The 25,995-nt window shown below is 33.2% G+C and carries 30 protein-coding genes and 1 pseudogene; 16 read left to right on the plus strand and 15 right to left on the minus strand.

All coding sequences use genetic code 11. The features are described from left to right. Positions 1-9 precede the first annotated feature (9 nt). A complete protein-coding gene (locus HM984_RS04600; protein WP_179348287.1) occupies positions 10-1,473 on the plus strand; it encodes an aminoacyl-histidine dipeptidase in 1,464 nt (487 codons plus the stop codon). Between the two features lie 109 nt (positions 1,474-1,582). Here HM984_RS04600 and HM984_RS04605 read toward each other — a convergent pair whose 3' ends face one another. From HM984_RS04605 to HM984_RS04615, 3 genes are all read right to left on the minus strand, one after another. Beyond that, on the minus strand, positions 1,583-2,803 hold the full coding sequence (locus HM984_RS04605) for a peptidylprolyl isomerase (RefSeq protein ID WP_115809113.1): 1,221 nt from the start codon (positions 2,801-2,803) through the stop codon (positions 1,583-1,585). Next, positions 2,796-3,329: a gliding motility-associated peptidyl-prolyl isomerase GldI gene (gene gldI, locus HM984_RS04610; protein ID WP_179348288.1), complete on the minus strand. Its 534-nt coding sequence runs from the start codon at positions 3,327-3,329 to the stop codon at positions 2,796-2,798. The genes HM984_RS04605 and gldI overlap by 8 nt, the downstream gene beginning before the upstream one ends. A gap of 215 nt (positions 3,330-3,544) precedes the next feature. Then, complete coding sequence (locus HM984_RS04615; RefSeq protein ID WP_179348289.1) at positions 3,545-4,564, minus strand: DHH family phosphoesterase; 1,020 nt, start codon at positions 4,562-4,564, stop codon at positions 3,545-3,547. Between the two features lie 276 nt (positions 4,565-4,840). Here HM984_RS04615 and HM984_RS04620 point away from each other — a divergent pair, with 276 nt between their 5' ends. Then, a complete protein-coding gene (locus HM984_RS04620; protein WP_115809119.1) occupies positions 4,841-5,260 on the plus strand; it encodes a nucleoside-diphosphate kinase in 420 nt (139 codons plus the stop codon). Between the two features lie 174 nt (positions 5,261-5,434). On the opposite strand, the gene HM984_RS04625 is transcribed toward HM984_RS04620, so the two are convergent. From HM984_RS04625 to HM984_RS04660, 8 genes are all read right to left on the minus strand, one after another. After that, positions 5,435-6,139 carry a M949_RS01915 family surface polysaccharide biosynthesis protein gene (locus HM984_RS04625; RefSeq protein WP_179348290.1) on the minus strand — a complete coding sequence of 235 codons (705 nt, stop codon included), beginning with the start codon at positions 6,137-6,139 and terminating at the stop codon, positions 5,435-5,437. A gap of 207 nt (positions 6,140-6,346) precedes the next feature. Beyond that, on the minus strand, positions 6,347-6,646 hold the full coding sequence (locus tag HM984_RS04630) for a type II toxin-antitoxin system RelE/ParE family toxin (RefSeq protein WP_179348291.1): 300 nt from the start codon (positions 6,644-6,646) through the stop codon (positions 6,347-6,349). Next, positions 6,633-6,890 carry a type II toxin-antitoxin system ParD family antitoxin gene (locus HM984_RS04635; RefSeq protein ID WP_179348292.1) on the minus strand — a complete coding sequence of 86 codons (258 nt, stop codon included), beginning with the start codon at positions 6,888-6,890 and terminating at the stop codon, positions 6,633-6,635. The genes HM984_RS04630 and HM984_RS04635 overlap by 14 nt, the downstream gene beginning before the upstream one ends. A gap of 203 nt (positions 6,891-7,093) precedes the next feature. Continuing rightward, entirely contained in the window at positions 7,094-7,702 is a 609-nt protein-coding gene (locus HM984_RS04640; protein ID WP_179348293.1) for a porin family protein, read from the minus strand. Beyond that, positions 7,692-8,123: a lipocalin-like domain-containing protein gene (locus tag HM984_RS04645; protein WP_179348294.1), complete on the minus strand. Its 432-nt coding sequence runs from the start codon at positions 8,121-8,123 to the stop codon at positions 7,692-7,694. Before HM984_RS04645 ends, HM984_RS04640 begins: the two co-directional genes overlap by 11 nt. 165 nt (positions 8,124-8,288) lie before the next feature. Beyond that, positions 8,289-8,795, minus strand: coding sequence for a hypothetical protein (locus HM984_RS04650; protein ID WP_147298337.1), 507 nt, complete (start codon positions 8,793-8,795; stop codon positions 8,289-8,291). 293 nt (positions 8,796-9,088) lie between these two features. Continuing rightward, entirely contained in the window at positions 9,089-9,592 is a 504-nt protein-coding gene (locus tag HM984_RS04655; protein WP_179348295.1) for a YfbM family protein, read from the minus strand. A 171-nt stretch (positions 9,593-9,763) separates the two neighbouring features. After that, positions 9,764-11,575: a serine hydrolase gene (locus HM984_RS04660; protein ID WP_179348296.1), complete on the minus strand. Its 1,812-nt coding sequence runs from the start codon at positions 11,573-11,575 to the stop codon at positions 9,764-9,766. Positions 11,576-11,756: 181 nt separating this feature from the next. On the opposite strand from HM984_RS04660, the gene HM984_RS04665 reads away from it, so the two are divergent. The 8 genes from HM984_RS04665 (at position 11,757) to HM984_RS04700 (ending at position 17,045) form a co-directional block, all read left to right on the plus strand. Beyond that, positions 11,757-12,179 (plus strand): DUF2141 domain-containing protein, encoded by a 423-nt coding sequence (locus tag HM984_RS04665; RefSeq protein WP_115809133.1) that lies wholly within the window; start codon positions 11,757-11,759, stop codon positions 12,177-12,179. A gap of 1 nt (position 12,180) precedes the next feature. After that, on the plus strand, positions 12,181-12,804 hold the full coding sequence (locus tag HM984_RS04670; RefSeq protein WP_179348297.1) for a tetratricopeptide repeat protein: 624 nt from the start codon (positions 12,181-12,183) through the stop codon (positions 12,802-12,804). 6 nt (positions 12,805-12,810) lie between these two features. After that, positions 12,811-14,163, plus strand: a complete 1,353-nt coding sequence (locus tag HM984_RS04675; protein WP_179348298.1) for a histidine kinase — start codon at positions 12,811-12,813, stop codon at positions 14,161-14,163. Positions 14,164-14,174: 11 nt separating this feature from the next. Then, positions 14,175-14,507, plus strand: a complete 333-nt coding sequence (locus HM984_RS04680) for a 2TM domain-containing protein (protein WP_179348299.1) — start codon at positions 14,175-14,177, stop codon at positions 14,505-14,507. Continuing rightward, positions 14,504-14,851 carry a 2TM domain-containing protein gene (locus HM984_RS04685; RefSeq protein WP_306455284.1) on the plus strand — a complete coding sequence of 116 codons (348 nt, stop codon included), beginning with the start codon at positions 14,504-14,506 and terminating at the stop codon, positions 14,849-14,851. Before HM984_RS04680 ends, HM984_RS04685 begins: the two co-directional genes overlap by 4 nt. Before the next feature lie 78 nt (positions 14,852-14,929). Further along, entirely contained in the window at positions 14,930-15,244 is a 315-nt protein-coding gene (locus HM984_RS04690) for a 2TM domain-containing protein (RefSeq protein WP_115809140.1), read from the plus strand. Between the two features lie 44 nt (positions 15,245-15,288). Beyond that, entirely contained in the window at positions 15,289-16,044 is a 756-nt protein-coding gene (locus HM984_RS04695; RefSeq protein ID WP_179348300.1) for a LytR/AlgR family response regulator transcription factor, read from the plus strand. A gap of 53 nt (positions 16,045-16,097) precedes the next feature. Next, positions 16,098-17,045, plus strand: coding sequence for a Fic family protein (locus HM984_RS04700; protein ID WP_179348301.1), 948 nt, complete (start codon positions 16,098-16,100; stop codon positions 17,043-17,045). Positions 17,046-17,087: 42 nt separating this feature from the next. Here HM984_RS04700 and HM984_RS04705 read toward each other — a convergent pair whose 3' ends face one another. Continuing rightward, complete coding sequence (locus tag HM984_RS04705) at positions 17,088-17,648, minus strand: hypothetical protein (RefSeq protein WP_179348302.1); 561 nt, start codon at positions 17,646-17,648, stop codon at positions 17,088-17,090. A gap of 35 nt (positions 17,649-17,683) precedes the next feature. Then, positions 17,684-18,859, minus strand: coding sequence for an LETM1-related biofilm-associated protein (locus tag HM984_RS04710; protein WP_179348303.1), 1,176 nt, complete (start codon positions 18,857-18,859; stop codon positions 17,684-17,686). Between the two features lie 144 nt (positions 18,860-19,003). On the opposite strand from HM984_RS04710, the gene HM984_RS04715 reads away from it, so the two are divergent. The 6 genes and pseudogenes from HM984_RS04715 to HM984_RS04740 all read left to right on the plus strand — a co-directional run. Further along, positions 19,004-19,657, plus strand: coding sequence for a DUF4331 family protein (locus HM984_RS04715; protein ID WP_179348304.1), 654 nt, complete (start codon positions 19,004-19,006; stop codon positions 19,655-19,657). A gap of 109 nt (positions 19,658-19,766) precedes the next feature. Then, complete coding sequence (locus tag HM984_RS04720) at positions 19,767-20,342, plus strand: DUF4331 family protein (protein WP_179348305.1); 576 nt, start codon at positions 19,767-19,769, stop codon at positions 20,340-20,342. A gap of 99 nt (positions 20,343-20,441) precedes the next feature. Further along, positions 20,442-21,719 carry a tetratricopeptide repeat protein gene (locus HM984_RS04725; protein WP_179348306.1) on the plus strand — a complete coding sequence of 426 codons (1,278 nt, stop codon included), beginning with the start codon at positions 20,442-20,444 and terminating at the stop codon, positions 21,717-21,719. A 74-nt stretch (positions 21,720-21,793) separates the two neighbouring features. Further along, on the plus strand, positions 21,794-24,016 hold the full coding sequence (locus HM984_RS04730) for a TonB-dependent receptor (protein WP_179348307.1): 2,223 nt from the start codon (positions 21,794-21,796) through the stop codon (positions 24,014-24,016). Positions 24,017-24,366: 350 nt separating this feature from the next. After that, positions 24,367-24,795: a hypothetical protein gene (locus HM984_RS04735; protein WP_115809158.1), complete on the plus strand. Its 429-nt coding sequence runs from the start codon at positions 24,367-24,369 to the stop codon at positions 24,793-24,795. 57 nt (positions 24,796-24,852) lie between these two features. Then, positions 24,853-25,235 (plus strand): annotated as a pseudogene (locus HM984_RS04740) (transposase); the annotation flags it as partial. Positions 25,236-25,283: 48 nt separating this feature from the next. Here the strand turns inward: HM984_RS04740 and HM984_RS04745 are convergent. Together HM984_RS04745 and HM984_RS04750 are read right to left on the minus strand one after the other, a co-directional pair. Continuing rightward, positions 25,284-25,601, minus strand: coding sequence for a type II toxin-antitoxin system RelE/ParE family toxin (locus HM984_RS04745; protein ID WP_179348308.1), 318 nt, complete (start codon positions 25,599-25,601; stop codon positions 25,284-25,286). After that, positions 25,592-25,834, minus strand: a complete 243-nt coding sequence (locus HM984_RS04750; protein WP_115813142.1) for a hypothetical protein — start codon at positions 25,832-25,834, stop codon at positions 25,592-25,594. The genes HM984_RS04745 and HM984_RS04750 overlap by 10 nt, the downstream gene beginning before the upstream one ends. Positions 25,835-25,995 lie beyond the last annotated feature (161 nt).

The following is a 25,995-nucleotide window of genomic DNA, read 5'->3' on the forward strand; positions in this document are numbered from 1 at the left end:
ACAAGATTTATGAGTTCAGAAATAAGAGCCTTAGAGCCAAAACAACTATGGAATAAATTCGCAGATTTAAATGCTGTGCCACGACCTTCAAAAAAAGAAGAACGTGTGATTCAATTTATGAAAGATTTCGGAAAAAATTTAGGTTTAGAAACGATAGAAGACGAAGTTGGTAATGTCATTATCCGTAAACCAGCATCGAAAGGCATGGAAGATCGTAAGCCAATTGTAATGCAATCGCATTTAGATATGGTACATCAAAAAAACAACGATACCGTTTTTAATTTTGATGAACAAGGTATTGAAATGCATATTGAAGGAGATTGGGTAAAAGCAAAGGGCACAACGCTTGGCGCTGATAATGGTTTAGGAGTTGCTACTATTATGGCCATTTTAGAAAGTGATACTATTGCGCATCCTGCGTTAGAAGCTTTGTTTACAATTGATGAAGAAACAGGGATGACAGGTGCCAAAGGTTTAAAAGGAGGTTTACTTAACGGTGCTATTCTTTTAAATTTAGATACTGAAGAAGATGATGAAATCGGAGTTGGTTGTGCTGGTGGAGTAGATGTTACTGCAAGACGCGAGTATAAAGAAGAAGAAACTCCTGAATTTAAAATTGGATATACTATTACTGTAAAAGGATTACAAGGTGGTCACTCTGGAATGCAAATTCATGAAGGTTTAGGAAATGCCAATAAATTAATGAACCGTATTTTATTTGATGGTTTTGAAAATTTTGGACTGCGTATTTCTGAAATTGATGGTGGAAGCTTAAGAAATGCTATTCCAAGAGAAAGCAATGCAATCGTTGTTATTGATGCCATACATGAAGCGGCTTTTGAAGCTGAAATGGTAGAGTTTGCAGAGACTTTGAAAGTTGAGTTTAAAACTATGGAGCCCGATTTAGAAATTGTAGTTTCTAAAGCGGAGACTCCAGAGAATATCATGGATTTAGGTGTGCAAGAAGGCTTAACAAGAGCTTTGCATGCGGCTTGGAATGGAGTATATCGTATGAGTCCAGATATTAAGGACTTGGTAGAAACGTCTAATAATATCGCTAGAGTTATAGTGAAAGATGGTGCTATTAAAATAGGTTGTTTAACACGTAGTTCTGTAGAAAGTACAAAACTAGATTTAGCTAATACATTACGTTCTGTTTTTGAGTTGACAGGTTGTGAAGTAGAGTTTTCTGGTGATTATCCTGGTTGGGCACCAAATATGGATTCTGCCATATTAAAAGTAATGGTTCCTATTTATGAACGTTTAAATAATGGTGAAAAACCACATGTTGCAGCTTGCCATGCAGGTTTAGAATGTGGTATTTTAGGAACTAACTATCCAGATATGGATATGATTAGTTTTGGACCAAATATTAAAGGAGCGCACTCCCCAGATGAACGTGCTCAGATTTCTTCTGCACAGAAGTATTGGAAATTTGTTCTAGAAGTTTTAGAAAATATTCCTAAAGCTTAATTTGCATAAAAAAAAGACCTGTTAGGTTTTGAAAATCTAACAGGTCTAAATACATTAAAAAAAAGCAGCTCTCTAGCTGCTTTTTTTTATGTCTTATTGTAGGTGTTACCTATTTCTTAATGCTTGCCAATTCAATGTCAAAAACTAAGTTGGCGCTTGGTGGAATTACAGGAGGGTTTCCTCTTTCTCCGTAGCCTAAATAATAAGGTATAAATACTCTCGCTTTGTCCCCAATTTTCATGTGAAGCATAGCTTCTCTAAATCCTGCGATTAACCCAGCAGTTTCGTTGTAAGGCATATCAAAAGAACTGTAACGACCAGCTTTATCAGTACGCTCGTCGTATTTGCCATTTTTTTCAGCGACATCTTTCCAAGTGGTCCAGAACAACTCTCCATTTTCTAAATAACCAGCACATTCTATATTTACACGATCTGTAGCCTTAGGTGTTACACCTTTGCTTTCATGGGTAAAGATCATTGCCATTCCTGTTGGAGATTCAATTTTACGACCTTTTAACTCATCGTTCTTTTTTAAGAACGCAACTTTTGCTGCATCTGCTTTTGCTTTAGCTTCAATTTTAGCTTCTTCGGCTTTCTTTTCTGCATCAAGTTTAGCTTGTGCTATACGTTCTTTAATTTTTGGAAGTTCTTCTGTAAATACTTTAGGCGCATCAAATTTCTTTGCAGCTGAACCTATGCGAATAATATTTAATTTTTTAATGATAACATCTTCAAGTGGTTTGTTAGTTCTTGGTGCCACTTTTACATTTGATATCGTATCTAGGATATTTAAACCTTTTACTAATTCGCCAAATACAGAATGACAAGCGACTCTAGGGTTTTCACAATCTCTTAAAACACCGTTTTCGTCATAACCATCTAGCCATGGAGTGACTTTTTCTGTGATAAAAAATTGACTTCCATTAGAATTGGGACCACTATTAGCCATAGATAATATACCAGGCTTATCATGTTTATATTCTGCTACAAGTTCGTCTTCAAATTTATATCCAGGATCACCAGTTCCTGTAGCTGTTGGGTCACCTCCTTGTACCATAAAATTATTCATTACACGGTGAAACGTTAATCCATCATAAAAAGGCTTTCCTTTTAATTCTTCTTTAACTAACGGGTGATTACCTTCTGCTAATGCTACAAAGTTTGCAACTGTAACAGGTGCTTTTTCATAAAATAGTTTAGCAACCATGGTGTCTTTAGAGGTTACAAATTCGGCATAAATACCTTCTTCTAAATCAGGGTAGCGTTCTTGGCAAGACGTGTTTGATAATACTAATAGTGCAACGAATGCTGTAAGTGCTTGTTTAATCATTTTTTTGAGTTATAGTGTTTAAAGTTACTTCACAAATTAAAGGAACATTGGTTCCGATTTTATGTTCATCTCCATAATATCCAAATGCTTTTTGGGATGGGAAAATAAACGTTGCTGTCTCGCTTGGTTTTAAAAGTTTTAAGCCTTCGCGCAAACCCGTGAACAATTCTTCTTTGTCCATAATATAGGTTTTAGTAGTGTTGGCATAAATTTCGGTGCCTTCAATATCAGAGACATCGAAAGTAAAATTAACAACATCACCAAATTGTGGTTGAATGGTATCCATTTCAACTTTAGTATTGTAATAATACCAAAAGCCACTTTCTGAAGCGATATAATTGTTATCTGGATTACTTTTAATAATGTCAAGAATTTGTTGCTGCTCTAATTCATTAAGCTTTTTATTGCGCTCTGCAGATGCTTTTAAAAATGAGCCAGATTGTACAGATTCTGGTAGGCGTGCTTCAGGAGGTTTACAACTGAAACACAGTAATACTACAGTAGAGAGTATGAGTAGGTTTTTCATGTGTTTGTATTTATTGTTTTTTAACGGTCACATGCTGTTCGCTATTAATCATCTTTTTGAATGATTGGATTTTAAATATGCTCGTTTCATGTGTTTGTATTTATTGTTTTTTAACGGTCACATGCTGTTCGCTATTAATCATCTTTTTGAGTGATAATATATTAAACATGCTCGTTTCATATTATAATATTTTAATCGTTACCAATTTAGGGGTTTCATTGGTGCAAATCTTGTTTATACTGTGGTAATATACTAATAAATTTATTTAGTGTTGTTTGCATATCATCGTCGCTACGTCCTCCTGCTGCATTTGTATGGCCTCCTCCATTAAAATACGCTCGCGAAAATTCGTTTACCGAGAACTCTCCTTTACTACGTAATGATATCTTTATAATCTGATCTTGTTGACTTTCTATAAAGATGGCAGCAAAAATAATATCTTTTAATGATAATGCATAATTTACAAATCCTTCGGTATCTCCTTTTTTAAAGTTGAATTCATCTAACTCCGCCTGAGATAAGGTCATATAAGCTGTTCTTAATTCAGGAATAACTTTAAGGTTTTGCATGGCTCTACCTAATAGTTGTAAACGACTATAACTATTAGTATCGTATATATTATTATGAATTTGAGAGTTATCGGCTCCTTTTTCAATTAAATTTCCAATAACTTGATGCGTTCGGCTTGTGGTTGCAGGGAAACGGAAAGAACCCGTATCTGTCATAATCCCAACATAAAGGCACGTTGCTATCGTAGCATCAATTTTATCAGCATCGCCAAGCATTTCTATGAAATTATAAACCATTTCGCAAGTCGAAGACATACTTATATCCGAGTACATATATTTAGCGTAATCGTCTGGTTGCTGATGGTGATCTATCATTACTTTAATAGCAGTAGATGGCTCTAAAACTTCAGCCATTGCGTGTCCTGCGCGATGAAAAGCATTAAAATCTAAAGTAAAAATAAGATCAGCATTATTAATAAGTGTTGTGCTTTCTTCTTGTTGCGTTTCAAATTTTAAAACGGTATCATCTCCTGGTAGCCATTTTAAAAAATCGGGATAATCATTTGGTGCCATAACGATGGCATTATGATTGTGCAATTTTAGATAATGATACAACGCTAAAGTTGAACCCATAGCGTCTCCGTCTGGGTTTCTATGTGGAACAATTACAATGTTCTTAGGGACACTTAAGAGTGCTTTTATTTGTGGAATTTGTGCTTTAATCATAGATGGCGAAGATACGTTTTTTAGCTATTTTGAAGATGGCTTTTAATATGAATTATAAGATTGTTTGAGTTCTAAAATGTATGGCGAAGCAAAATTAATGGAAAATCAATTTTACAGGAACAGATAGCGAAACTAAAAAATGTGAAATTTTCTCAATGTGATTGCTGTTTATAATTGAATTTGAAAGATGCTTATTTGGTAACATTAATTTAATAAAAACTGCTCTTGATTAATTAAAGAAATACATTACTTTTGCACCTCATTAAAAAAAAATACATGGCAACTAACAGAACATTTACAATGTTAAAGCCTGATGCTGTTGAAAAAGGACACATTGGCGCAATATTAGAGAAAATTTCGGCTTCAGGATTTAGAATCGTAGCGATGAAATTAACACAAATGACTACAGCAGATGCTGAGGAATTTTATGCAATACACAACGAACGTCCATTTTTTGGAGAGTTAGTAGAATATATGACTCGTGGTCCTATCGTAGCAGCTGTTTTAGAAAAAGAAAATGCAGTTGAAGATTTTAGAACTTTAATTGGAGCAACTAATCCTGCTGATGCAGCAGAAGGAACTATCCGTAAATTATATGCAGCTTCTATTGGAGAAAATGCAGCTCACGGAAGTGATAGTGATGAAAATGCAGCTATTGAAAGTGCTTTTCATTTTGCTGGTAGAGATATGTTTTAATACACATTTTAACTTATAATATTATAAAAAGGCTGTCTTTAGGGATGGTCTTTTTTTGTTTTTAAGAGTCGCATTATTCATAGTAATTTGGTTAATTCTTAATGAAAAAATATTTTAATTTTCAAAGTAGGTAATAACAAGCTATTATTTATAGCCATTGTTGGCAGCCATTATTTAATTTTCGTCAAAATTTAATTTTTGGTTTTCCATGTCATTCTTCCAATTATAAGGGAAAATTCCATTTTCGTCTTCTGTTATATTTTTCATTATAAGTTGAACGTTGTCTTGAATTACTTTCGGTAGTTGATAATACGACTCATCTACTTGAGTGTTTCTCTCGAAATCCAGAGTTCCGTTTTGGTGTCTAATCGCGCTCTTTTTTCCATTATGATACACCAAAATTTTAATTCGCCCATCACTTGTTCCATTCATAGCAAAGGTTCCATACACTATTATCGGGTCAATGAATCCATCGTTGTCATGGTCATTTAACTCAAAATATTTTGTCCAAATAGAAATTGAATATTCCTCTGAGACTTCATTCCCTTTTGGAAGAATAAAGTCAGTCACATTCCATTCGAGATCGTATTGTCCGTTTTTATATAGAAGGCAAAATACCTTTATAGCGTCAAAACAGTCTTTTCTTTCATCACATTTTACTTTGTTTTCGGTCATAACAATAAAGTGCTTTCCACCTTTATCATTATACTCATACGCCCTATAAACAGAATAATTGATTTCAAGTTTGGTCTTTAATGAATCTGTGAAAATTGAATTAATTTCATGTTCAGTTAATGGGTTACTTGAAAGGATCGTATTTTGACTAAATCCGATAGTTGAGACTATAAATGTTACGAGTATTGTTACTATGGTTCTCATTGTTTCTTAAAAGGCTGAGGTCGTCTGTGTGACTAATTGTGCGGTTAAGCGAGTAAGTTAGCAAATAAATCACAGATAGAGTAGTCCGCAGGAATGTTCGTAAGTCGGCAGTGAACCAAGCAATTAATTATACACGGCTTAAGTTTACAATTCATTAAATTTAAGTATAAATCAGAAAATGAGAAACTTATTATTTATGTGCAGTTTTTATTCAGCTATTCTTTTCTTCAAATCTATTCTTTCGTGCAATATTCTCGTTATTTCAACATAATTTTCGTTCAAATTTCTGTAGAATATTATATGTCGATTTGCACTCATTCCGAGAAGCTGCTTTGATATTCCATCGTAGAATTTTCCTATGTCTGGGTTTTCTGCAATTTCTTGACAATTAGAAATCTGATCAGCGTAATATTTGTCAGCTTGTTTTTCCGACCAAATCTCAAATGTATAATCCCAAATCTTTGATAAATCCTCAACAGCTTTATTGGTCAACTTAAATTGAGCCATTCGAATGCTTTTTCGCTTTTAGAGATTCAAGATGTTTTTTGGGGTCAAAGTCGTGAGCTATTCCACTGTCAATTCCTTCTTGAATTGCTTTTTTCAATGCAATGACTTTACTTTCTTCTTCTTCTAAAAGTCTTAATCCTGCACGAATAACGTCGCTAACGTTTTTAAATCTTCCTTCACTTATGCTACTTTGCACAAATTGGTCGAAATGATTTCCAAGTGATATTGATGTGTTTTTATTCATTTGAGTACTAAATTGAATCAAATATACCAAAAATTGGTATAGTTAACAAATTCCCCAAGTTGCACACAACATTGTTGTGTATGGTTAGTTGCGTGGTTAAGCACCTAGCTTAGCAAACTTTTACGAACCATAAAAATTCCGTAGGGATTTTCGAAAGTAGGCGAGGACAAGCAATTAATTATACACGGTATCACAAACAGTTTTTATTTCAGATTATACCCAATACTTAAATTTAAGTACGTATTTCTTACATCAATAATATCATCACTAAACTCTTTCTCGACTTCGAGTAATGTACTAAATCCTTGGTAAAAAGTTATTTCTATCCTAAAATCTTCAATAGGATAACCAACCCCCATATTGCCTCCAATATCAAAATTTGATTTTAAATCTCCTAAATCTAGACTTCCATTATTTTGAGATAATAGAATTCCAAATTGTGGTCCGATAGTTAAGTATGGTTTATTAAAAAATTTGAAATTTAATGGAATCGATATATAATCTAACTTGTAATCAATAGTGCTAATATCTAATCCACGTCCTTCTCCATTAGCGAAATCTTTTTCTCTGTCGCCAATTTGGTTATAAATAATTTGCGGATAAAATTTAGTTTTTTCATTAATATCAAATTCTGCGAAAGCTCCAAAGCTAAATCCTATTGATGAAGAATTGATATAAGAGCCATTGACAGGTCTGAATTCGTCGGTAAAACGTGACATGTTTAGTCCCAATATTGTGCCAAATTCTGTTTGCGAGTAGCTTGATGAAGCTAAAAGCAAGTAAGTTAAAAAAAATAGTACCTTACTTTTCATATTTAAAGATTTCTTGTTGATTTTGAGGCACAGCTACTCCGTCAATTTCTGTTACTACGATTTCCAAGGTGTTTTCAGTCAATAATAGTATTTCATTTAAGAATGTTCCCTCTTGGGCAACCACAACTGCTATTTCGTTTCCATTTCTTGTCCAATTAAAAGAAACAGTAAAAAAATCACAGGGCGTTTGAGTGATTTCTTCTGGTGCTTTTTCTGTTCCAGTATTGTTTGCAGTAAAAATAATGTTTTGTTCAATTTGGCAGTCAACTGCAGTTACATCATTTCCTTGATTTTCAACGGATACTAAATTCCAGATACCTATAAGTTCATCCTGATTTGATTCGTTTGAGTCATCGTCGGATGAACAAGAGAACAACATGATTCCAATTAAAAATCCAAGTAGTAAGTTCAGTTTTTTCATTTCGTAAAATTTTAGTTTAAATTGTTTGTAACGTTTATGTATAAGGAAAGTTGCGTGTTTGTGGGCGAGGATTTTCCGCAAGAAAAATCAGACGTAACAAACACGCAACGACCTTTGATTAAGCATTAAACCGCAATTATTTTTATACGGTGTTGTGATGCGTTATTATTTTATTTTCCAATTTTTTAGAATTTTTTCCAATTTCAGTTTGGATAAACCCATTGTGTCAATTTCTAAATCATACATTCCTGTTCCGCATTTCCAATAACCCAATTTATAAAGACTATCAGACTCTAGTTTTTCCTTTTTAATTTTATATTCAGTTTCTAGAGTATCTAATTTAGAGAACCATTTTTTAGTTTCAAAATCATATTGAGTATATAGTTCTTCGTATTCTAATTTTGATATTGGGTTCTGAAAATAATCACTTTCCATTACTATCTTATTTTTCCAAATCCAAAAACTTTTTTGGTAATATATTTCCTTGATTTTATGAAATGCATTGGCAGTGTCTGAATTCTTATTCGACCAAATTTGAAGATAAATATCATTTTCAAATATTGAATTCGATTTAGTGGCTTTATTGTAATCATTCTTTAGAGAACATATACTGTCTAGTTTCCAATTTTCATTTAGATTCAATAACCCTAATTCAGTTCTTTTAGAATTCATTTTTAATCCATAATTATCAGAAAATTTTTCAGGTATAATATTTATTGTAATTAAATATATAATTCCAATTCCTATAATAAGATATATTATGTTTTTTCTTTTCAAATTATATTTCCGATTTTATTTCGAGTGAGCAATGCATCACAACGTGTTTCTTTAGTTTGTATTAAATATCTTTATATAGAAAAAGAGGAGAACTATAACGTGTTTTAGATTAGTGATCCCTTACACGTACGTATATGGTTTGTTGCGAGAAGCCAGCAATAAATTATATACGGTGTTGTAAACAGTTTTTAATTCAAATATGTAATTATAGCTTCATTATTTTCAGATGCTTTTTTATAAAATTCTTTAAATTCCTTAAAACTGTCAATTAGAAATTCGTGAGATTCTGATTCAGTCCAAATTTCAGGATAAATTCCAATTTCGTTCATTTCAGAACCATTAATTTTACTTTTTAAAACGTCATCTGTTATTTTTTCCAATTCAGAATATGTTTCTTTTACTTGATTCGGATTTAGGTATTGAGCTGGTCCATAACCAAGGTCTTGTCCTTCGTCAATAATCTGAAAACTAAAAAGTGCTCTTTGTAATTCATTCGGTTCGTTTTCAAGTCCTCCAATTATTTCTCCAGTCAGAATATAATTAATTCCGTCCCAAGATTTATCCAAATCAAGAAACCATTCAGCCTCATAACTTTCGTCTGCATAAATTTTATTTTCAAGAGTTTCAGAGTTATTCAAAAAGCCATTCAATTCCTCTTGAGATACTCTGATAACATTTCCAATCATTCCCATATTTCTATTTTGTTTTAGGTTGGTCTAAATTGTTTACAACTCGTTATATAGTAACTTCCATCACCAATACCCCATATTAATGTCGGGATAAGTATAACTTCTAGTACTACTTATCAGTTAATAAAATTACTGAATAATTTCAACTTTTATATACGTAAAGTCACGTATGCATTAATCTTCTAGTTTTCGTTTGGCCACAAACGTCCCATTGGGCTGTATAAATTTTACTTCATTAATACTTTTATCATCACTTGCAAGAAACTCAATCTTAAAGCCTTCGAGTGTTTTAAAATTAAATTTATGCTCTGCTGTTGGTATTAAGGCATATTCTGGTTGTCCGGGTACAAAAACATAAAGTACATTTTCGTCTTTAATGTAGGCTTTAATTTCTGTGCCCATTAAATCGTATTTGCCAACATACTGCTCTAAGGTTTTAGCATCTACATCGATGGTGTTTGGTGTACGTTTAAAAGCAATAGGATCTAATAAGCCTTCAATAGCGATGCGTCCATAATCGATATCTCCTGCAATGTTGGTGCTAAAGTTTATTTTAATTGAGTTACCAATGTCTGTGGTGTCTACTTTTCCATTTTTAATCTCAAGAAGTTCAAACGTGTCGTAATGAAAATGATTTAAGAATATTTTTTTTTCATTCAGTTTAGAAAATAAGGAATCGTTTTCAATTTCAATTTCAAACTTACCGTAGCCTTTCTCTTCATAAGTACCTGTGTAATCTAATTTGGTATGTGATGGTCTCGTGTTTTTTACATTAGAAGTTTCCTTATCGTCTTTAGCTTCTTTCATAGCGTCTAAGGACTTGTCTAAATCTTCCTTGTATTTTTTCGCCCATTCTGTTTTGTCAACATTCAGCATATAATCTGCCGTGATATTTCTAATAAGTCTTGGCACTGATGAGCCATTTTGATTCGTTAAAACCACAATTCCCAAACTATCTGAAGGATATAAGGCAACACTCGCTGAAAAACCATCAATATTACCACCATGTTCTACCATATAATGACCTTTATACGAATGCAAAAACCAGCCATAGCCATAATTAGCGAATTGTGCATCTGGTAATTCTTTAGAAGGAAAGCCTGCAGCAACAACCATTTGAGAACTCATGGCTTCTTTTACGTAATTTTCAGGAATAATTTGTTGGTCTTTGTATTTTCCTTTATTAATCCAGGTCATTAACCATTTCGTCATGTCATTAACACTACTGTTAATACTTCCTGCAGGTGACATACCGGCAATATCGTAATAATCCATTTTGGTGATATTTCTATCGGCATCTAACTCGTAACCAAAAGCGGCGTTAGAACTAGATTTCATGCCTGCAATGGTCGTTTTAGAACGAGCCATCCCCAATGGTTTAAAGAATTCTGTCTCAATATTTTCTTCCCAAGTTTTCCCAGTAATTCTTTCGGTAATGACACCTTGTAATAAAAAACCAAAATTGTTATAGTACCAGTGTTCACGCACTCCGGTAAAAGGTTCATGGTATTTTAGTTTAGTGACTAAACTGTCTTTACTATGACTTGGGAAATAATACCAAGAACCATCATGTCTTGGTAAACCTGTGCTATGACGCATTAAATCTTTAATGGTAATGGTGTTATCCATCTCATCATTGTAAAATTCTAATTCCGGAATGTGTTTTCTCGGACGATCGTTAAATGTTAGTTTGTCGTCTTCGCGATGTAATCCTAAAAGAGCCGATGTAAATGCCTTGGTCGTAGAACCAATGGCAAATAGCGTGTTGGCATCTGCAGGAATCTTATTTTCAAAATCAGCATACCCAAAACCTTTGGCATAAATAATTTTATCTCCTTCTACTATGGCTACGGCAAAACCTGCAGCTTTTGTACTTTCTAAAACAGCGTTAAATTGTTTTTCTATACCTTTTAGACGTTTGTCAGTTTGCGAAAACACAAAAGTTGAAACGAGAGTGAACACAAGAACTAGGATGCGATTTTTCATTTTTTAGTTGGTTTTTAGTGATGGTTATAAAATGTTAGTAGGTATAAGCCTCTGTAAGTTACTGATTTTTGACAGAATTTTTGAAAATTACAATTCGTCATTAAAAAATTACATTTCAGTTATTTCAATTTTTAAAATGAGCACTTGTATTCGATATTTGTATCAAACAAAACCATATACCATGAATATACTCATAAAAATGACTGTTATTGCTTTGATTAGCGTTATCAGTTTTCAGTTAGACGCCCAAGAAAAATATGCTATTACAGTCACTGTTGTAGAGGCTGATAATAATAAAGGGAAAATGTTTATAGCGCTTTATAATTCTGAAATTGATTTTTTAGAGACGTCTTATAAAGGTACCATGAGCAAAATAGAAAATAAAAAGTGTACGGTAACTTTTGATGACATTCCACAAGGAACTTATGCGGTTTCAATTTTTCACGATGAAAATGATAATGGTAAATTAGATACTAACTTTTTTGGTATCCCTACGGAAGATTATGGGTGTTCTAATGATGCCAAAGGATTTATGGGGCCACCAAAATGGGCGGACGCTAAATTTGAATTAAAAGACGATAAAACACTAACTATAAAACTGTAATATGAAAACTATAATACTCACTGCTTTGCTAATAATTTCAGGATTTACACAAGCACAAACTAATTTTGAAAAAGGCATGACAAAAGCCTTCGAACTTTGGCAAGCTAATAAAACAGATGAAGCCGAAAATATGTTTGAGCGTATTGCTAAGGCGGAACCAAAAGAGTGGTTGTCAAATTATTATATCGCACAGATTAATAGTCTAAAAAGTTGGACAGAAAAAGATGCGACAGTTTTAAAAGCACAATTAGACAAGGCGCAGCAACATATAGATGCTGCTATGTTGAAGAGTGAAAATAACACAGAATTACTGGTTATGCAGGCTCAAGTTTTTACAAATTGGGTGGCGTTTGATGGTATGACCTACGGTATGAAATATGGTGGTAAAATAGCAGAGCTTTATGAAAAAGCAACAGCTATTGATCCTACAAACCCAAGAGCGGCTTTAGGTAAGGCAGAGTGGGCCATGGGAAGTGCAAAATATTTCGGAAAAGACACAGCTCCTTATTGTAAAGACATTGAGGCATCTATAGAACTTTTTGATACCTTTAAAGCAGAGAGCGAATTGCATCCTAACTGGGGAAAAGAACGTGCAGAAGCGGTTTCTAAAGATTGTAAATCCTAATAAATTATGATGAAGTCATTAAAAAAAATTAGTCTAACATTCGCCATTGGATGCGTAGTATTTGTAATAGGTAATCTATTATCTGATGGTTTTAACTATGACTCATTTAATGACTTTATTATTCAATTTGGATTTTACCAACTCTACGCCTTTGTTTTAGGGTATTCAAATATGGCGTTTTTCGATTATATGGAAAGACGAACATGGAGCAAAGGAGATTATATTAAACGCATACTTATAGGTATTATAGGGAGTACATTTATCACTTTAGTAGGTCTCTTTCTTTTACGAGCAGGAACATCAGTATTTTATTATGGGACTGACTTTGATGTGTTTATACAAAAGGAATCCTGGAAAGCCTATTCGTTTGGCATCTGGATAACACTAAGTATTGTATCTGTTTTTCATTTTGTTTATTTCTATAATCGCTATCAAAAAAACAAGATAAAGGAACAGAAGGTAATTGCTGGTACAGCAAGTGCAAAGTTCGATGCTTTAAAGAATCAGTTAGATCCTCATTTTTTGTTTAACAGCTTAAATGTTTTAACGAGTTTAATTGAAGAGAATCCTGTAAATGCACAAAAATTTACCACCTCATTATCTAAAGTGTATCGTTATGTTTTAGAACAGAAAAGTAAGGAATTAGTGACTGTAGATGAAGAATTGAATTTTGCGAGAACCTACATGTCGCTTTTAAAGATGCGCTTTGAGGATAGTATCATTTTTGAGATTCCAGATAAAGCGTCAAATCCAGAAAGTAAAGTGGTGCCATTGTCATTGCAATTGTTGTTAGAAAATGCGGTAAAGCATAATATGGTGACATCGAGTAAACCTTTGCATATCAAAATATATGAAGATGATAATTATTTAGTGGTGATGAATAATCTTCAACCAAAACAAATTGTAAAGAAGAGTAGTGGAGTTGGATTAGAAAATATAAAACAACGCTATCAGCTTTTATCAAATAAAAAAGTACACATCAATCAACGAGAAAAGGATTTTGCAGTCGCAATTCCTATGCTCACAAAACAAGTATCAATCATGAGAACAGCACAAAGATCACAAGAGCGTCTTAACGACGATTATGTTAGAGCACGCAAGCGTGTAGAAGAATTAAAGGCCTTTTATTACAGTTTAATATCCTACATATTCGTCATACCGTTTTTAGTATTTATATGGTATACGTATTCTTCCATGACCATCCAATGGTTTTGGTTTCCTGCTTTTGGTTGGGGATTGAGTTTAGTGTTTCAGGCATACAGAGTATTTGTAGATGATGGAGCGCTTGGCTCAGGTTGGGAAAAACGAAAAATTGAAGAATACATGCGTAAGCAAGATGATAATACACGTTGGAATTAATCTAGATAGCAATGGAAAAACAAGATTCTGAATTAAAATATTTAAGAGCGAAAACAAGAGTTGAAAAACTAAAAGCATTTTATACACACGTTACGGTATATTTTGTAATAAATACAGTGGTTACAGCGGTTAAGGTAATGAACAATATTCATAATGGAGAAACCTATAGTGAAGCCTTTTTTGATTTCTCTACGGTTGCATCATGGTTAGTTTGGGGAGTCGGACTTGCTTTACATGCCTTTTCGGTATTTGGACTTCCTTTAATTTTGGGAGAAGACTGGGAAGCGCGTAAAATAGAAGAGTATATGAATGATGAGTTACAACAAGATAAAAGCAGCAAATGATGGAGAAATATAGTATAGAACCTTATAGTGAAACAGAAGATACATCTGACTTTAGAAAAGAAGAAGCGTATTTAAGAGCCAAGAAAAAAGTAGATGCACTTGTGGGTTTTTATTGGCACTTGGCGAGTTATGTGATAGTCAATCTCTTTTTAATTATACTGATTGGAGTGAATTCTAATAATGGTTTTACACAATTCGGAACGTATGCCACTGCATTATTTTGGGGTATTGGTTTAGTCTTTCATTTTCTTGGTGTTTTTGGTCCAAATTTCTTTTTTGGAAACAACTGGGAAAAACGAAAAATTGAAGAGTTTATGAATAAAGAAGAGCAGAATTGGGAATAGGTTTTAGTTATGAGTTAAGAGTTAAGAGTTAAGAGTTAAGAGTGAAAAGTGAAATTGAAGAGTACAACTATAAATAACATGAATAGCGACAAAAAAGAGCAATTACGAAAGGCTAAAGATCACCTTAGAAAAATTAAACTTTTCTATATTCATTTGGCCGGTTACATCGTTTTTGTAGCGCTTCTCTTGTATAACCTATATATTGTTGCAGGACCATACAAAAATAATATCATCAGCTTAAACCTCAGTTTAATTGTCGCTTGGACCGTTTTTATTGTTGTGCACGGCTTGAATGTTTTTAAAAGCAAACAGATCTTTAAGAAAAGTTGGGAAGACAAAAAAGCAGAAGAATTCTTAGAGGAAAAAGATAAGAAAACAACCTTTTGGGAATAACCCGTTTTGTAAATTTAAGAATCAAAACATATAAATTATAAGTCATGAATGTAATCATAATAGAAGACGAAAAACCATCAGCAAGGCGATTACAACGTATGCTAAAAGTTGTAGATCTAAATGCAGAAACCATGTTACATTCGGTTGAAGAGTCTATAGAATGGTTTCAAAATAATGAGCATCCAGATTTGATATTTTTAGATATTCAGTTGAGTGATGGTTTGTCTTTTGAAATCTTTGAAGCTATCGATATAAAGTCCGCCGTAATTTTTACAACAGCTTATGATGAATATGCCTTAAAAGCCTTCAAGCTAAATAGTATTGATTATTTATTAAAACCCATTGATGATGAGGATTTAAAAACGGCTGTTGAAAAATACAAAGGCAGATTACCTCAAAAACAATCCGTAACCTTAGATTTTAATGATATTAAAAATTTATTAGTGAATCCGATTGAGCGTGAGTACAAAAAACGCTTCTCGGTAAAAGTTGGTCAGCACCTAAAACTTATAAATATTGAAGATATCGAATGTATTTACAGTGAAAATAAAGGCACTTATGCATTTACCACCGAAGGTCGTAATTATCTTTTAGATGCGACTTTAGATGATTTAGAAACGGATTTAGAACCCGATGTGTTCTTCAGAATTAGTAGAAAGTTCTACGTGAATATTAATGCGATAAAAGATATGGTGAGTTATACCAACTCACGACTTCAAATAAAACTCAACCGTTTTAACGAGCAAGATATTATAGTCGCTAGAGAACGTGTTAAGGATTTTAAAAATTGGTTAGAGTAATATCGGATAGGTGTATTTTTGTAACTAACCGACAAAAATTGTATCTTTGTGATATGTGGGACGTTAATACAGCATATAGCAACGATTTAGAGGCTACATTTAGTAGGTTGTTAGACAAGGTTAAGGTTTTAAATGCAGCCCGACCATTGCCCAATATTGTATTGCAAAATATTAAAGAATCACTCCTTATAGAGTGGACTTATAATAGTAATAGTATAGAAGGTAATACGCTTAGTTTAAGAGAAACTCAAATGGTATTACAAGAAGGTATTACCATAAAAGGAAAATCACTACGAGAGCATTTTGAAGCTAAAAATCACGAAACGGCTATATATAAGTTGTATTCTTTAGTAAAGAATGATTATGTTCTAAATGCTAACGATATTTTAGAACTTCATGGTTTGGTATTGCGTTCTATAGAAGATGATTATGCAGGGCGTTTACGAAACGCTGCTGTTCGTATTTCTGGTGCTAATTTTATACCTCCAAACGCTCGTAAAGTTTCAGAATACTTAGATACATTAATAAACTATATTAATACAAACCCACAAGGGCTTAATCCTATTGAGTTAGCCACGGTTTTTCATCACAAATTTGTATGGATTCATCCATTTTTTGATGGTAATGGTCGCACCATTCGGCTTGCCATGAATTTATTACTGATGCGCTACGGTTTTCCCCCAGCCATCATTCTTACTAATGACAGAGCTAAATATTACGCAGCCTTAAATCAAGCTAATAAAGGAAATTATAGCAAACTGATGCTATTAATGGCTCAGGCTTGTGAGCGCTCAATAAATATCTATATGAGTGCTATTCCGGGTTCAGATAACGATTATCAGGCAATTTCTAATATTGTTGAAGAACCAGAGGTGCCATATAGCCAAGAGTATGTGAGTTTATTGGCGCGCCAAGGTAAAATAGATGCTCATAAAGAAGGTCGTAATTGGTATACGACTAAAGAGGCCGTTCTTAATTATATTAATGCTAAAGGAAAATAAAGTTGATGTTTTGAATGACAACAGGGATAGCTAATTGTAGTATTAATCGACCTCGCGGTTTTTATATAATTCAATAGCTTTTACATAATCTATAGCACCTTTCATACTTAAATCGTGAATAAACCCATCCATCTCAGGGTGGTTAATCTTAATCCAATTGGCAAGAGTGTTCACTTCCTTTTGCCATACGGTCCAATCAACATCATTACAATCTAGCTCTTTAATCCTTGATATTTTTCCTGTTGTAAATTGAAACTGATAGCGACAGGTTATTGGGTTATTCTTTAAAAATTCAAGTTTTAAAGAACGCATAGAAACAGTCGCAACGAGTTGTCCGTCCTCATGGTTTAAATCAACTAATTCATAATCGGGTTTAAAGATGGAGTCCCATTTAAATTGTTCGTAATAACTCTGATGTGAATACGTTGTGGTATAGTCTCCAAAGACTGTAGTAAGACTGTCCGCTAATACATTTTTTATCAGTTCGTAACCCGAATTCTTATAACCTTTGTAGAATACTTTTATTTGCTCAGATTCGGTATGTCGTTTTTCAGCACAACTTGTAAACACTATGATTATTAAAAGGAATAAGATGTGCTTCATAATTTGGAGTTTCTTTCAGCAAACTCATACTAAACTTAATCCTTATCGTCTATTCTATTATCATCAAAGGCTGAAGGTAATAACTTAGGAATAAACTTGATAAACAACGGCAAAAGCAACATACCTCCTGGTAACATAAAGATAGCCAAACTTGGTATCGATTTAAAGATATCTATGAGTTGCGTTTGAATTTTCTTCTGTTCCTCGTCCGTAAGATTTCGTTGTGTGGATTGTGTTAATAGGTATAAAGCTTCTTTGCTTTCAGATAATTCTTTAATTAAACGTTTACTGTTTCGATTGATAAGCTTTGAAACGACTTTACTACTATTATCATAAAAACTTTGTGCTAAATTCTTAGAGCTTAAAAATGCAACGTCTTCTTTATGCTCATCATAAAACAAGTTAATGTCATTTATTGATCTTACAATAACCGTATTATCGACACCTAAATCGGTTTTTAATTGATTTAAAAAGCTTTTCTCTTCGTTGTCTATAATCTTGTCAGTCCAAGATGCCATACATACTAAATCTATGACGTACAGCTTTTCTAAAGGTTCATTTATAATTGAAATAGCATCATTATAGGTTAGAAGCTCAGGGTTTTTATAGCGAATAGAACCTTCAAACAATTTAATGAGGTTTTCATCGTATTCAGATTTTAAGGTTTTATTCTCAATAACTGAGAATACAATGGTTTCTAATGCAGATTCGAGATTTCCAACATAGTCTTTAACATTGTTTTCATCTTTCAAAAAACGTTGATATCCTAAAACGTCAACGAATAAAAGTGCGTTAATTAAAAAATAATTAAAACTTTTTGAAATAAAATTATCATCAATGTGTATACGCTTATGAATGATTTTCTCCAATAAACTATCAGGTGATTTATCGCTAAATAAATCTTCAAAAAACGATCGCTTTTGGTCGGTGATAGACTTATAATATCTAATGAGACTTTCTGTGAATTTTTCCTCTGGATTTTCCTTATTATAAATATAATAGAAGGTAAGAAGTAAGTTAGTCTTACAGCGTTCCTCCTCACTAAGTTCAAAGGGTTTAACAATATCTAATACCACTTTAATATTACTACCATATATAAACCCAGCACGTTTTAAATTAATATAAAACGCATCAGTCTCAGTCTCAGAATACATGGTTTCAGAAACGAGATTAAGTAATTTTTTTATCCAGCCGTTAGCCGATGGATTCATAATATATAATTTGAAGGGTCAAAGTTAATTTTTTATGCCGAGAAATCATCAATTTATTTCATTAACAAAATTTTAACAAAACCGCTATTTGAATTTTTTCGTAGGTAGAACAGAGACATTAAAACTAACAAAATCTCAAAAATTATGAAAAAAACAAAAATTTTAATCGCAACTGCAATCTTAGGTATTGCAACATTCGTTGCTATTGCAGCAGATCATATTGATGCTCCTGCAGTGCAAGGTGGTACAAGTGATATCACAGACTTTTATGCCTTTAGAGGTGAAAACACATCTAACTTAGTGTTGGTTGCCAACGTGCAAGGACTTTTAACCCCTAGTAATACGGGAGCTGCATCTTTTGATGAGCGTGTATTATTAGAATTCAATATTGATACTGATGGAGATTACATTGAAGATCTTGTAATCCAAGCAACTCCAAGAGATGGTAAAATGTATTTCTTCGGACCTACTGCACCAACATCAACGGGTTTAAATAGTACAATTGTTTCAACCACAGCTAATGCAGGTGTTGTAGATATTACAAATTATGGAGAAACTGCTATGATAGAAGAATTTGCAGGTATGAAATTCTTTGCAGGCCCAAGAGATGATCCTTTCTTTTTTGATTTTAACAAGTATACAGAAATTATAGCAGGAGATGCTAGCGGATTTGCTAATCCTGGTGATGACACCTTTAAAGGTTCTAACGTATTATCTGTAGTTGTTGAGGTGCCAAAATCTATGATTGGTGGATCTGGTACAATTAACACGTGGGTAGAATCTAAAAGAAAGCAATAATTTAAAATAAATAGTCATGCTGAAACTTTAAGACTTCAGGTTGAACACTAAAGTATTCAACGTCAAAAAGGTTTCCAATGATATTAATTAACACTAAAATTCAAATAACATGAAATTCAATAATATAAAACTATTTGCAGTTGCAATTTTAGCGTCAATGACGGCTATCAACTGTAATAACGACGACGATAATGTAACAGGTCCTGCAGGTCCAAACTTTACAGGAACTTATGTTCAGGAAGACCAAATGGGACGACCAGCAATTAATACGGTTTTTGTAAACGACGGAATGAAAGATGCTTTTAATACCACAATCCCTTCAAATATGGGAGCTGCGTTTCAAGCTGCATTTCAAACTAAATTAGAAACGTTGAGTCCTGCTTACGATCCGGCATCGCCAACGGATGCTAATGCTTTAGGCTTTACAGCGGCACAATTTACAGGTGTTTTAGCTACAGATGTATTAACGGTGTCTTTAGATGCACCAACAACATTTTTTGATGGTACAAATATCTTAACAGGTAGAAACTTATCTGATGATGTTATCGATGTAGAATTGATATTAATTTTCGGTGGTGAAGCAGGTTTAACAGACCCAGAATACCCTGGATTATCAAGTGATAATGTCGCTTCTAATGATAAAGAATTTTTGATGTCTTTCCCTTACTTAGCGTCTCCTTGGTAAGCGATTGATTAGTAACCTAAAATGGGGTCGAAAGATCTCATTTTAGATTATTAATATGGGCTTCCACAAGAATTAACCAAACTCAAAAAACAAATTATTATGAAACTCAAAAACATACTTCCCATTTTTATAACGCTAATAATGCTTAGTTGTAATTCTAATAAAGTTACCGATGAAGCTGATTATAGCCAATACCTATCCACAAAAATAGACCAAACTAAACTTTTAGAAGATGTCGATTTTTGGACTAATAGAATAGAGAATAGTTCTAGTTCTTATACCTATTTAATCAGTCGTGCTAATGCCAATTCAGAGGTGTTTAACGTTACAGGAGAGATTGATTATTTAATTAAAGCCGAAAAGGATCTACTTGAAGCTAATAAAATAGTTAAGGATAGTGACGCCGGACTCTTAAAAAATATAGCTACAAATTACATTTCACAACACCGTTTTAAAGACGCTCTAGTCTTACTTAAAAAAGCAGAAGCTAATGGTGCAAAACTTAATGGGACTAAAAAAATGCTTTTCGATGTGCATTTAGAGCTAGGGAATTACATCTATGCAGAAGCCTATTTAAAAGACTTAAAAAACACATCTAGTTTTGATTATTTGATTCGTTTGTCAAAATTAGAAGATCATAAAGGCAATTTAGATGGTGCTATTGAAAACATGGAAAAAGCCATGGCAATCGCAGAATCTTCTAATTTAAAAGGTATGAAACTTTGGTCTTATACTAATATTGCAGATTTTTATGGTCATGCTGGTGACATAGATAAGTCTTACGCTTACTTCTTAAAAGCGTTAGAATTAGATCCTAATAATGCTTATGCTAAAAAAGGAATTGCATGGATTGTGTATTCGCACGAGAAGAATCCAGCGGAAGCTTTAAACATCTTAAACCACGTAACGTCATATCACAATACTCCAGATTACGATTTATTAAAAGCAGAGATTGCAGAATACAATAACGATTCAAAATTAAAAGCAGAATCCTTAAGAAATTACCAAACGGCAGTTAAAAATGAATTGTACGGAGACATGTATAATCAATACAACGTTATTGTTTTTTCGGAGGATTTATTAATGCCAGAGCGTGCTTTAGAAATCGCAATGCAAGAAGTTGAAAATAGACCAACACCACAATCGTATAACTTATTAGCTTGGAGTTATTTTAGAACGGGGAACATTGAGAAAGCAAATGAAATAATGGAAGAGTTTGTAGAGGGTAAAACCTATGAACCAGCCGTAATATACCACATTGCAGAAATTTATAAAGCTGCAGGTAAAACAGCCAAAGTTCAACCTTTAAAAGCTGAACTTTTAGCTAGTATTTATGAATTAGGACCGACTATGGTTTCAAAGATAAATCAGCTATAATTCCTACAAATTTATAACAGATTATTTATGTTTGTTATCCTGTAATTTATAAATTAATTCTCAAAAATTCCCGAATGAAACAGATTAGTATATTGACCCTTATTATCAGTTGTTTTGCTTTAACGGCTTACAGTCAAAACGTAAAAGGGCGCGTTGTAAATGAGTTAAATCAACCCTTGGAAGCTGCTTATGTTTATAACCAAACTTCCGAAAGTCATGCACATTCATCAGAAAATGGTGTGTTTGTTATTGCCAATACCAAATTAGGAGATTCTTTAAGAATTGGATTATTAGGTTATAAAACCAGAATTATAGCCTTAGAATCCATTGAGAATCTAAATTTTATTCTAGAAGAAAAAGCCTTTCAATTAGATGAAATGGTAATTACCGAAGAGTTAAATACGGTAAGTACAATTTCGAGATTAGATTTAAATGTCACTCCGGTAAATTCCACACAAGAAGTCTTACGAAAAGTGCCCGGTTTATTTATTGGTCAGCATGCTGGTGGAGGTAAAGCCGAACAATTATTTTTACGTGGTTTTGATATCGATCATGGTACTGATGTGTCAATTTCCGTAGATGGAATGCCCGTAAATATGGTATCTCACGCCCATGGTCAAGGCTATAGCGATTTGCATTTTGTGATTCCTGAAACGGTGAATAAAATTGATTTTGGTAAAGGTGGTTACTATGCGCAAGAAGGTGATTTTAATACAGCCGGTTATGTAAATTTTAAAACAAAAGATTACCTAAAAGAAAGTGAGGTTTCGTTTTCTGTGGGGCAATTTAATACCATGAGAACGGTTGGTTTATTCAATCTTTTAGAAGATACTAAAAACCAAAATGCTTATGTGGCTTTAGAATATATTAATACCGATGGTCCTTTTGAATCTCCACAGAACTTTAACCGTTTAAACCTATTTGGAAAGTACGTTATGTTTTCTCCTGAAAACGACAAACTAACCTTAACCGCTTCACATTTTACAAGCCGTTGGGATGCTTCTGGGCAGATTCCACAGCGCGAAGTAGATAATGGAAACATTTCTCGTTTTGGGGCCATTGATGATACTGAAGGCGGACAAACAGAACGTACCAACCTTAATGTGACTTTCGATAAGTATATTGATGATCATACCAGTTTAAGTGCTAATGCCTTTTATTCGCATTATGCTTTTGAGTTGTATTCTAATTTTACCTTCTTTTTAGAAGATCCTATTAATGGAGATCAAATTTATCAGAAAGAAGATCGAAATATTTTTGGTGCAAATACAGCCATTACACACACCACATTTTTAGGTGATACGGAATTGACGCTGACGTCTGGCATTGGCTTAAGACATGATATTTCTGATGATGTAGAATTATCCCGAACCTTAAACAGATCCACAACTTTAGAAAATATTCAATTAGGAGATATCAACCAAACAAATATTGATGCTTTTGTAAATGCAGAATTTGAATTTGGAAAATTTAAAGTGGCACCAGCACTACGTTTAGACTATTTCAAGTTTATGTATAATGATGCTTTGCAGTCTAATTACCAAACTTTAGCAGAAACTAAAACGATTGTAAGTCCGAAGTTGAATTTCTATTACAATGCACAAGATAATCTGCAATTGTATTTAAAATCGGGGTTAGGATTTCACTCTAACGATACTAGAGTGGTGGTTGCTAATGGAGGCGAAGATATTTTACCACGTTCTTACGGAGCCGATTTAGGGTCTGTATGGAAGCCATTTCCAAAGCTAGTAGTAAACTCTGCGTTATGGTATTTGTTTTTAGAACAAGAATTCGTTTACGTTGGGGATGCAGGTATTGTAGAACCAAGTGGAAAAACGAGACGTTTCGGATTAGATCTAGGCTTGCGTTACCAGTTAACCGATTGGTTGTTTTTAGATACCGATGCAACACTGACCAATGCCAGAAGTGTAGATGATCCGGATGGTGAAAACTACATTCCTTTAGCACCAGATTTTACGCTAATTGGAGGTTTATCTGTGGATGATCTTAATGGGTTTTCTGGAGGTTTACGTTTTAGATATTTAGATGATAGAGCTGCAAACGAAGACAATTCAATTGTAGCAGAAGGGTATATGGTTACGGATTTTAATGTGAATTATAAACTGAATAACATCACACTTGGTTTTGCGATAGAAAACTTATTTGATGTGGATTGGAATGAAACACAATTTGCTACCGAATCGCGTTTACAAAACGAAGCACAATCTGTTGAAGAAATACATTTTACACCTGGTACACCTTTCTTTCTAAAAGGAACGGTAAGCTATAGGTTTTAATAAGCTTTCAGCCACTTAATTTGTGGGGAAGCAAATTAAGTTAAGTTGATTGATTGCTAGCAAAAAAGATTAATCTTAAGGGATAAAAAAAGATTAATCGTATTGTGAGTTTCTCATGATGTTTTTTGAGTTTTTTTGTTAGTGATGGCACCCGCTCGAAAGAGTGGGTGTTTTTTTTTAATGATTTACGGCGATTGTGAAGCTGAAATATTATCGGAATTACCAGTCATCGTTTAAAGTATGTAATGTTTGTGAATCAAAATTGAATGACACAAGATTATTACCATACAGTATGCTATTGTAGTTTTTGTTTTTAATTTCGTTAGCTTACTGTATCCAACAAAAATATTATGAATCATTCAGATCAAAACATTTCAGATTTCGAGTTTACACTTTTTTTAGAAATAGAAGGTAATATTGTCGCTAATAGGCATGAGCTTTCTATCGGTGGGCTTACCATGATAAAAAACGATAAAACGTATGTTATTGACTTTAATCAATCGTATACAACATATATTGAAGATAGCGATACTACTATAATTGAGTGCCATTCGCCTCAGCAACATTTTGAAACATTGAAAGACGGCACAAGATATCATGAAGATTTTCCTGATTGCAAATTTGATTTACCGGTTACAGAACTGCCTAATGCTGATAACGTCTTATGGTTAGATGGTGAATTGGAGGCAGAGATAAAGCGTATGACGCTTAAAGGACAACTTAATGACACATATTCATTTTCATCAAAGGTGATAGAATGGAGTGACTATGAATCTTAAAAAAAAGGCTTCATTTTCAAACACCCGATGTTGTATAGTGGAATGATTGCGCAGTTCATTTTAGGGAATAGAACTAAAACAGCTATTATGTTAGTGGTTTTAACAGGAGGTTTTGATCGTTTTACAAACGCAAGTGAATTGTGCAGTTACGCTGGTCTAACACCTATGATAAGACGAAGTGGGAGTAGTGTAAGTGGGCGGCACGAATCAGTAAAATGGGAAATCAAAAGCTGAGAAACTTAGTATTTATGTGCAGTTTTAATGCTTGTAAACATAACAAAACGTGTCGAGATCTTTATGAGCGAATCGTAGCCAAAGGAAAGCGCAAAAAATTAGCATTAATTGCCGTGTGTAATAAACTATTGAAACAGGTCTTTGCTATAGCTAAATCGGAATTAATATATGATGGAAACTATAAAAGTACTATAGTAAAAAATTAATGAGGTTTTGCTTGTTTTTTGCCACAGTACTTTGTTGGCAACTGGCTTTTATTTTTTTCGTTCTATTTTTATTGGGTTTTGGCGAGTATCAAAAACATCATTTATTTCAATTCTATTCTCTTCCTTGTTAATCCAATAAATGACTTTATAGTTTGTATAAACCAGATATCTAAATCCTTGATTTCTGTTTATAAGAAGTTCTTCGGCTTGTCCAATTTCTGGTTGCCTTTGTAACTTTAAAGTTTCGTTATAAATACCGTTAACGAGTTTTTTTGCTATTCGAATTCCTGCTTTTTCTCGATGATATTGATAAATTTTTTCTAGTTCTTTTTGAGAAAAATCAGTCCAAAATAATTTTAATTCCATTTATCAATCTTGGCTTTTAATTCGCTAGATTCTATTAGTCGACCATTTATTGAATCTTCCATAGATTTGTCAATTCGAGAATTAAATTCCTCAATTGTCATTGGTTTAAAATCATCAATATCAAAATTCTTGTTTTCTTTTCTAAGGATTTTTTCAAGTCGTGAAATAACATCTTCACTTTGAATCTTTAAAAACTCTTGAATAAGTTCCAGTTTTCTTGTTTGTAAATCCATTTTATTAGCTTTTTATCAAAGATACAAAATTATCAATTTAAACCTCTAATTTTCTTGCTTTCACGAATTTCACAGCTTGTTGTCAACGGTTTTGTGTATGGTTAGTTGCGTGGTTAAGCAACTAAGTTAACAAACATTTACGAACCCGTGAAAATTCCGAA

This window comes from Winogradskyella pacifica (assembly GCF_013403915.1).
Lineage (GTDB): Bacteria > Bacteroidota > Bacteroidia > Flavobacteriales > Flavobacteriaceae > Winogradskyella > Winogradskyella pacifica.

Bases quoted from the DNA above. Each gene is read 5' to 3' on its own strand.
- HM984_RS04725 (WP_179348306.1), top strand. From the start codon at position 20,442: ATGAAACTCAAAAACATACTTCCCATTTTTATAACGCTAATAATGCTT.
- HM984_RS04630 (WP_179348291.1), bottom strand. From the start codon at position 6,646: ATGGCTCAATTTAAGTTGACCAATAAAGCTGTTGAGGATTTATCAAAG.
- HM984_RS04645 (WP_179348294.1), bottom strand. From the start codon at position 8,123: ATGAAAAAACTGAACTTACTACTTGGATTTTTAATTGGAATCATGTTG.
- HM984_RS04655 (WP_179348295.1), bottom strand. From the start codon at position 9,592: ATGGGAATGATTGGAAATGTTATCAGAGTATCTCAAGAGGAATTGAAT.
- HM984_RS04705 (WP_179348302.1), bottom strand. From the start codon at position 17,648: ATGAAGCACATCTTATTCCTTTTAATAATCATAGTGTTTACAAGTTGT.
- HM984_RS04710 (WP_179348303.1), bottom strand. From the start codon at position 18,859: ATGAATCCATCGGCTAACGGCTGGATAAAAAAATTACTTAATCTCGTT.
- HM984_RS04735 (WP_115809158.1), top strand. From the start codon at position 24,367: ATGAATCATTCAGATCAAAACATTTCAGATTTCGAGTTTACACTTTTT.
- HM984_RS04720 (WP_179348305.1), top strand. From the start codon at position 19,767: ATGAAATTCAATAATATAAAACTATTTGCAGTTGCAATTTTAGCGTCA.
- HM984_RS04600 (WP_179348287.1), top strand. From the start codon at position 10: ATGAGTTCAGAAATAAGAGCCTTAGAGCCAAAACAACTATGGAATAAA.
- HM984_RS04685 (WP_306455284.1), top strand. From the start codon at position 14,504: ATGATGGAGAAATATAGTATAGAACCTTATAGTGAAACAGAAGATACA.
- HM984_RS04730 (WP_179348307.1), top strand. From the start codon at position 21,794: ATGAAACAGATTAGTATATTGACCCTTATTATCAGTTGTTTTGCTTTA.
- HM984_RS04745 (WP_179348308.1), bottom strand. From the start codon at position 25,601: ATGGAATTAAAATTATTTTGGACTGATTTTTCTCAAAAAGAACTAGAA.
- HM984_RS04620 (WP_115809119.1), top strand. From the start codon at position 4,841: ATGGCAACTAACAGAACATTTACAATGTTAAAGCCTGATGCTGTTGAA.
- HM984_RS04700 (WP_179348301.1), top strand. From the start codon at position 16,098: ATGTGGGACGTTAATACAGCATATAGCAACGATTTAGAGGCTACATTT.
- HM984_RS04640 (WP_179348293.1), bottom strand. From the start codon at position 7,702: ATGAAAAGTAAGGTACTATTTTTTTTAACTTACTTGCTTTTAGCTTCA.
- gldI (WP_179348288.1), bottom strand. From the start codon at position 3,329: ATGAAAAACCTACTCATACTCTCTACTGTAGTATTACTGTGTTTCAGT.
- HM984_RS04750 (WP_115813142.1), bottom strand. From the start codon at position 25,834: ATGGATTTACAAACAAGAAAACTGGAACTTATTCAAGAGTTTTTAAAG.
- HM984_RS04635 (WP_179348292.1), bottom strand. From the start codon at position 6,890: ATGAATAAAAACACATCAATATCACTTGGAAATCATTTCGACCAATTT.
- HM984_RS04680 (WP_179348299.1), top strand. From the start codon at position 14,175: ATGGAAAAACAAGATTCTGAATTAAAATATTTAAGAGCGAAAACAAGA.
- HM984_RS04650 (WP_147298337.1), bottom strand. From the start codon at position 8,795: ATGAATTCTAAAAGAACTGAATTAGGGTTATTGAATCTAAATGAAAAT.
- HM984_RS04615 (WP_179348289.1), bottom strand. From the start codon at position 4,564: ATGATTAAAGCACAAATTCCACAAATAAAAGCACTCTTAAGTGTCCCT.
- HM984_RS04695 (WP_179348300.1), top strand. From the start codon at position 15,289: ATGAATGTAATCATAATAGAAGACGAAAAACCATCAGCAAGGCGATTA.
- HM984_RS04715 (WP_179348304.1), top strand. From the start codon at position 19,004: ATGAAAAAAACAAAAATTTTAATCGCAACTGCAATCTTAGGTATTGCA.
- HM984_RS04670 (WP_179348297.1), top strand. From the start codon at position 12,181: ATGAAAACTATAATACTCACTGCTTTGCTAATAATTTCAGGATTTACA.
- HM984_RS04660 (WP_179348296.1), bottom strand. From the start codon at position 11,575: ATGAAAAATCGCATCCTAGTTCTTGTGTTCACTCTCGTTTCAACTTTT.
- HM984_RS04690 (WP_115809140.1), top strand. From the start codon at position 14,930: ATGAATAGCGACAAAAAAGAGCAATTACGAAAGGCTAAAGATCACCTT.
- HM984_RS04605 (WP_115809113.1), bottom strand. From the start codon at position 2,803: ATGATTAAACAAGCACTTACAGCATTCGTTGCACTATTAGTATTATCA.
- HM984_RS04625 (WP_179348290.1), bottom strand. From the start codon at position 6,139: ATGAGAACCATAGTAACAATACTCGTAACATTTATAGTCTCAACTATC.
- HM984_RS04665 (WP_115809133.1), top strand. From the start codon at position 11,757: ATGAATATACTCATAAAAATGACTGTTATTGCTTTGATTAGCGTTATC.
- HM984_RS04675 (WP_179348298.1), top strand. From the start codon at position 12,811: ATGATGAAGTCATTAAAAAAAATTAGTCTAACATTCGCCATTGGATGC.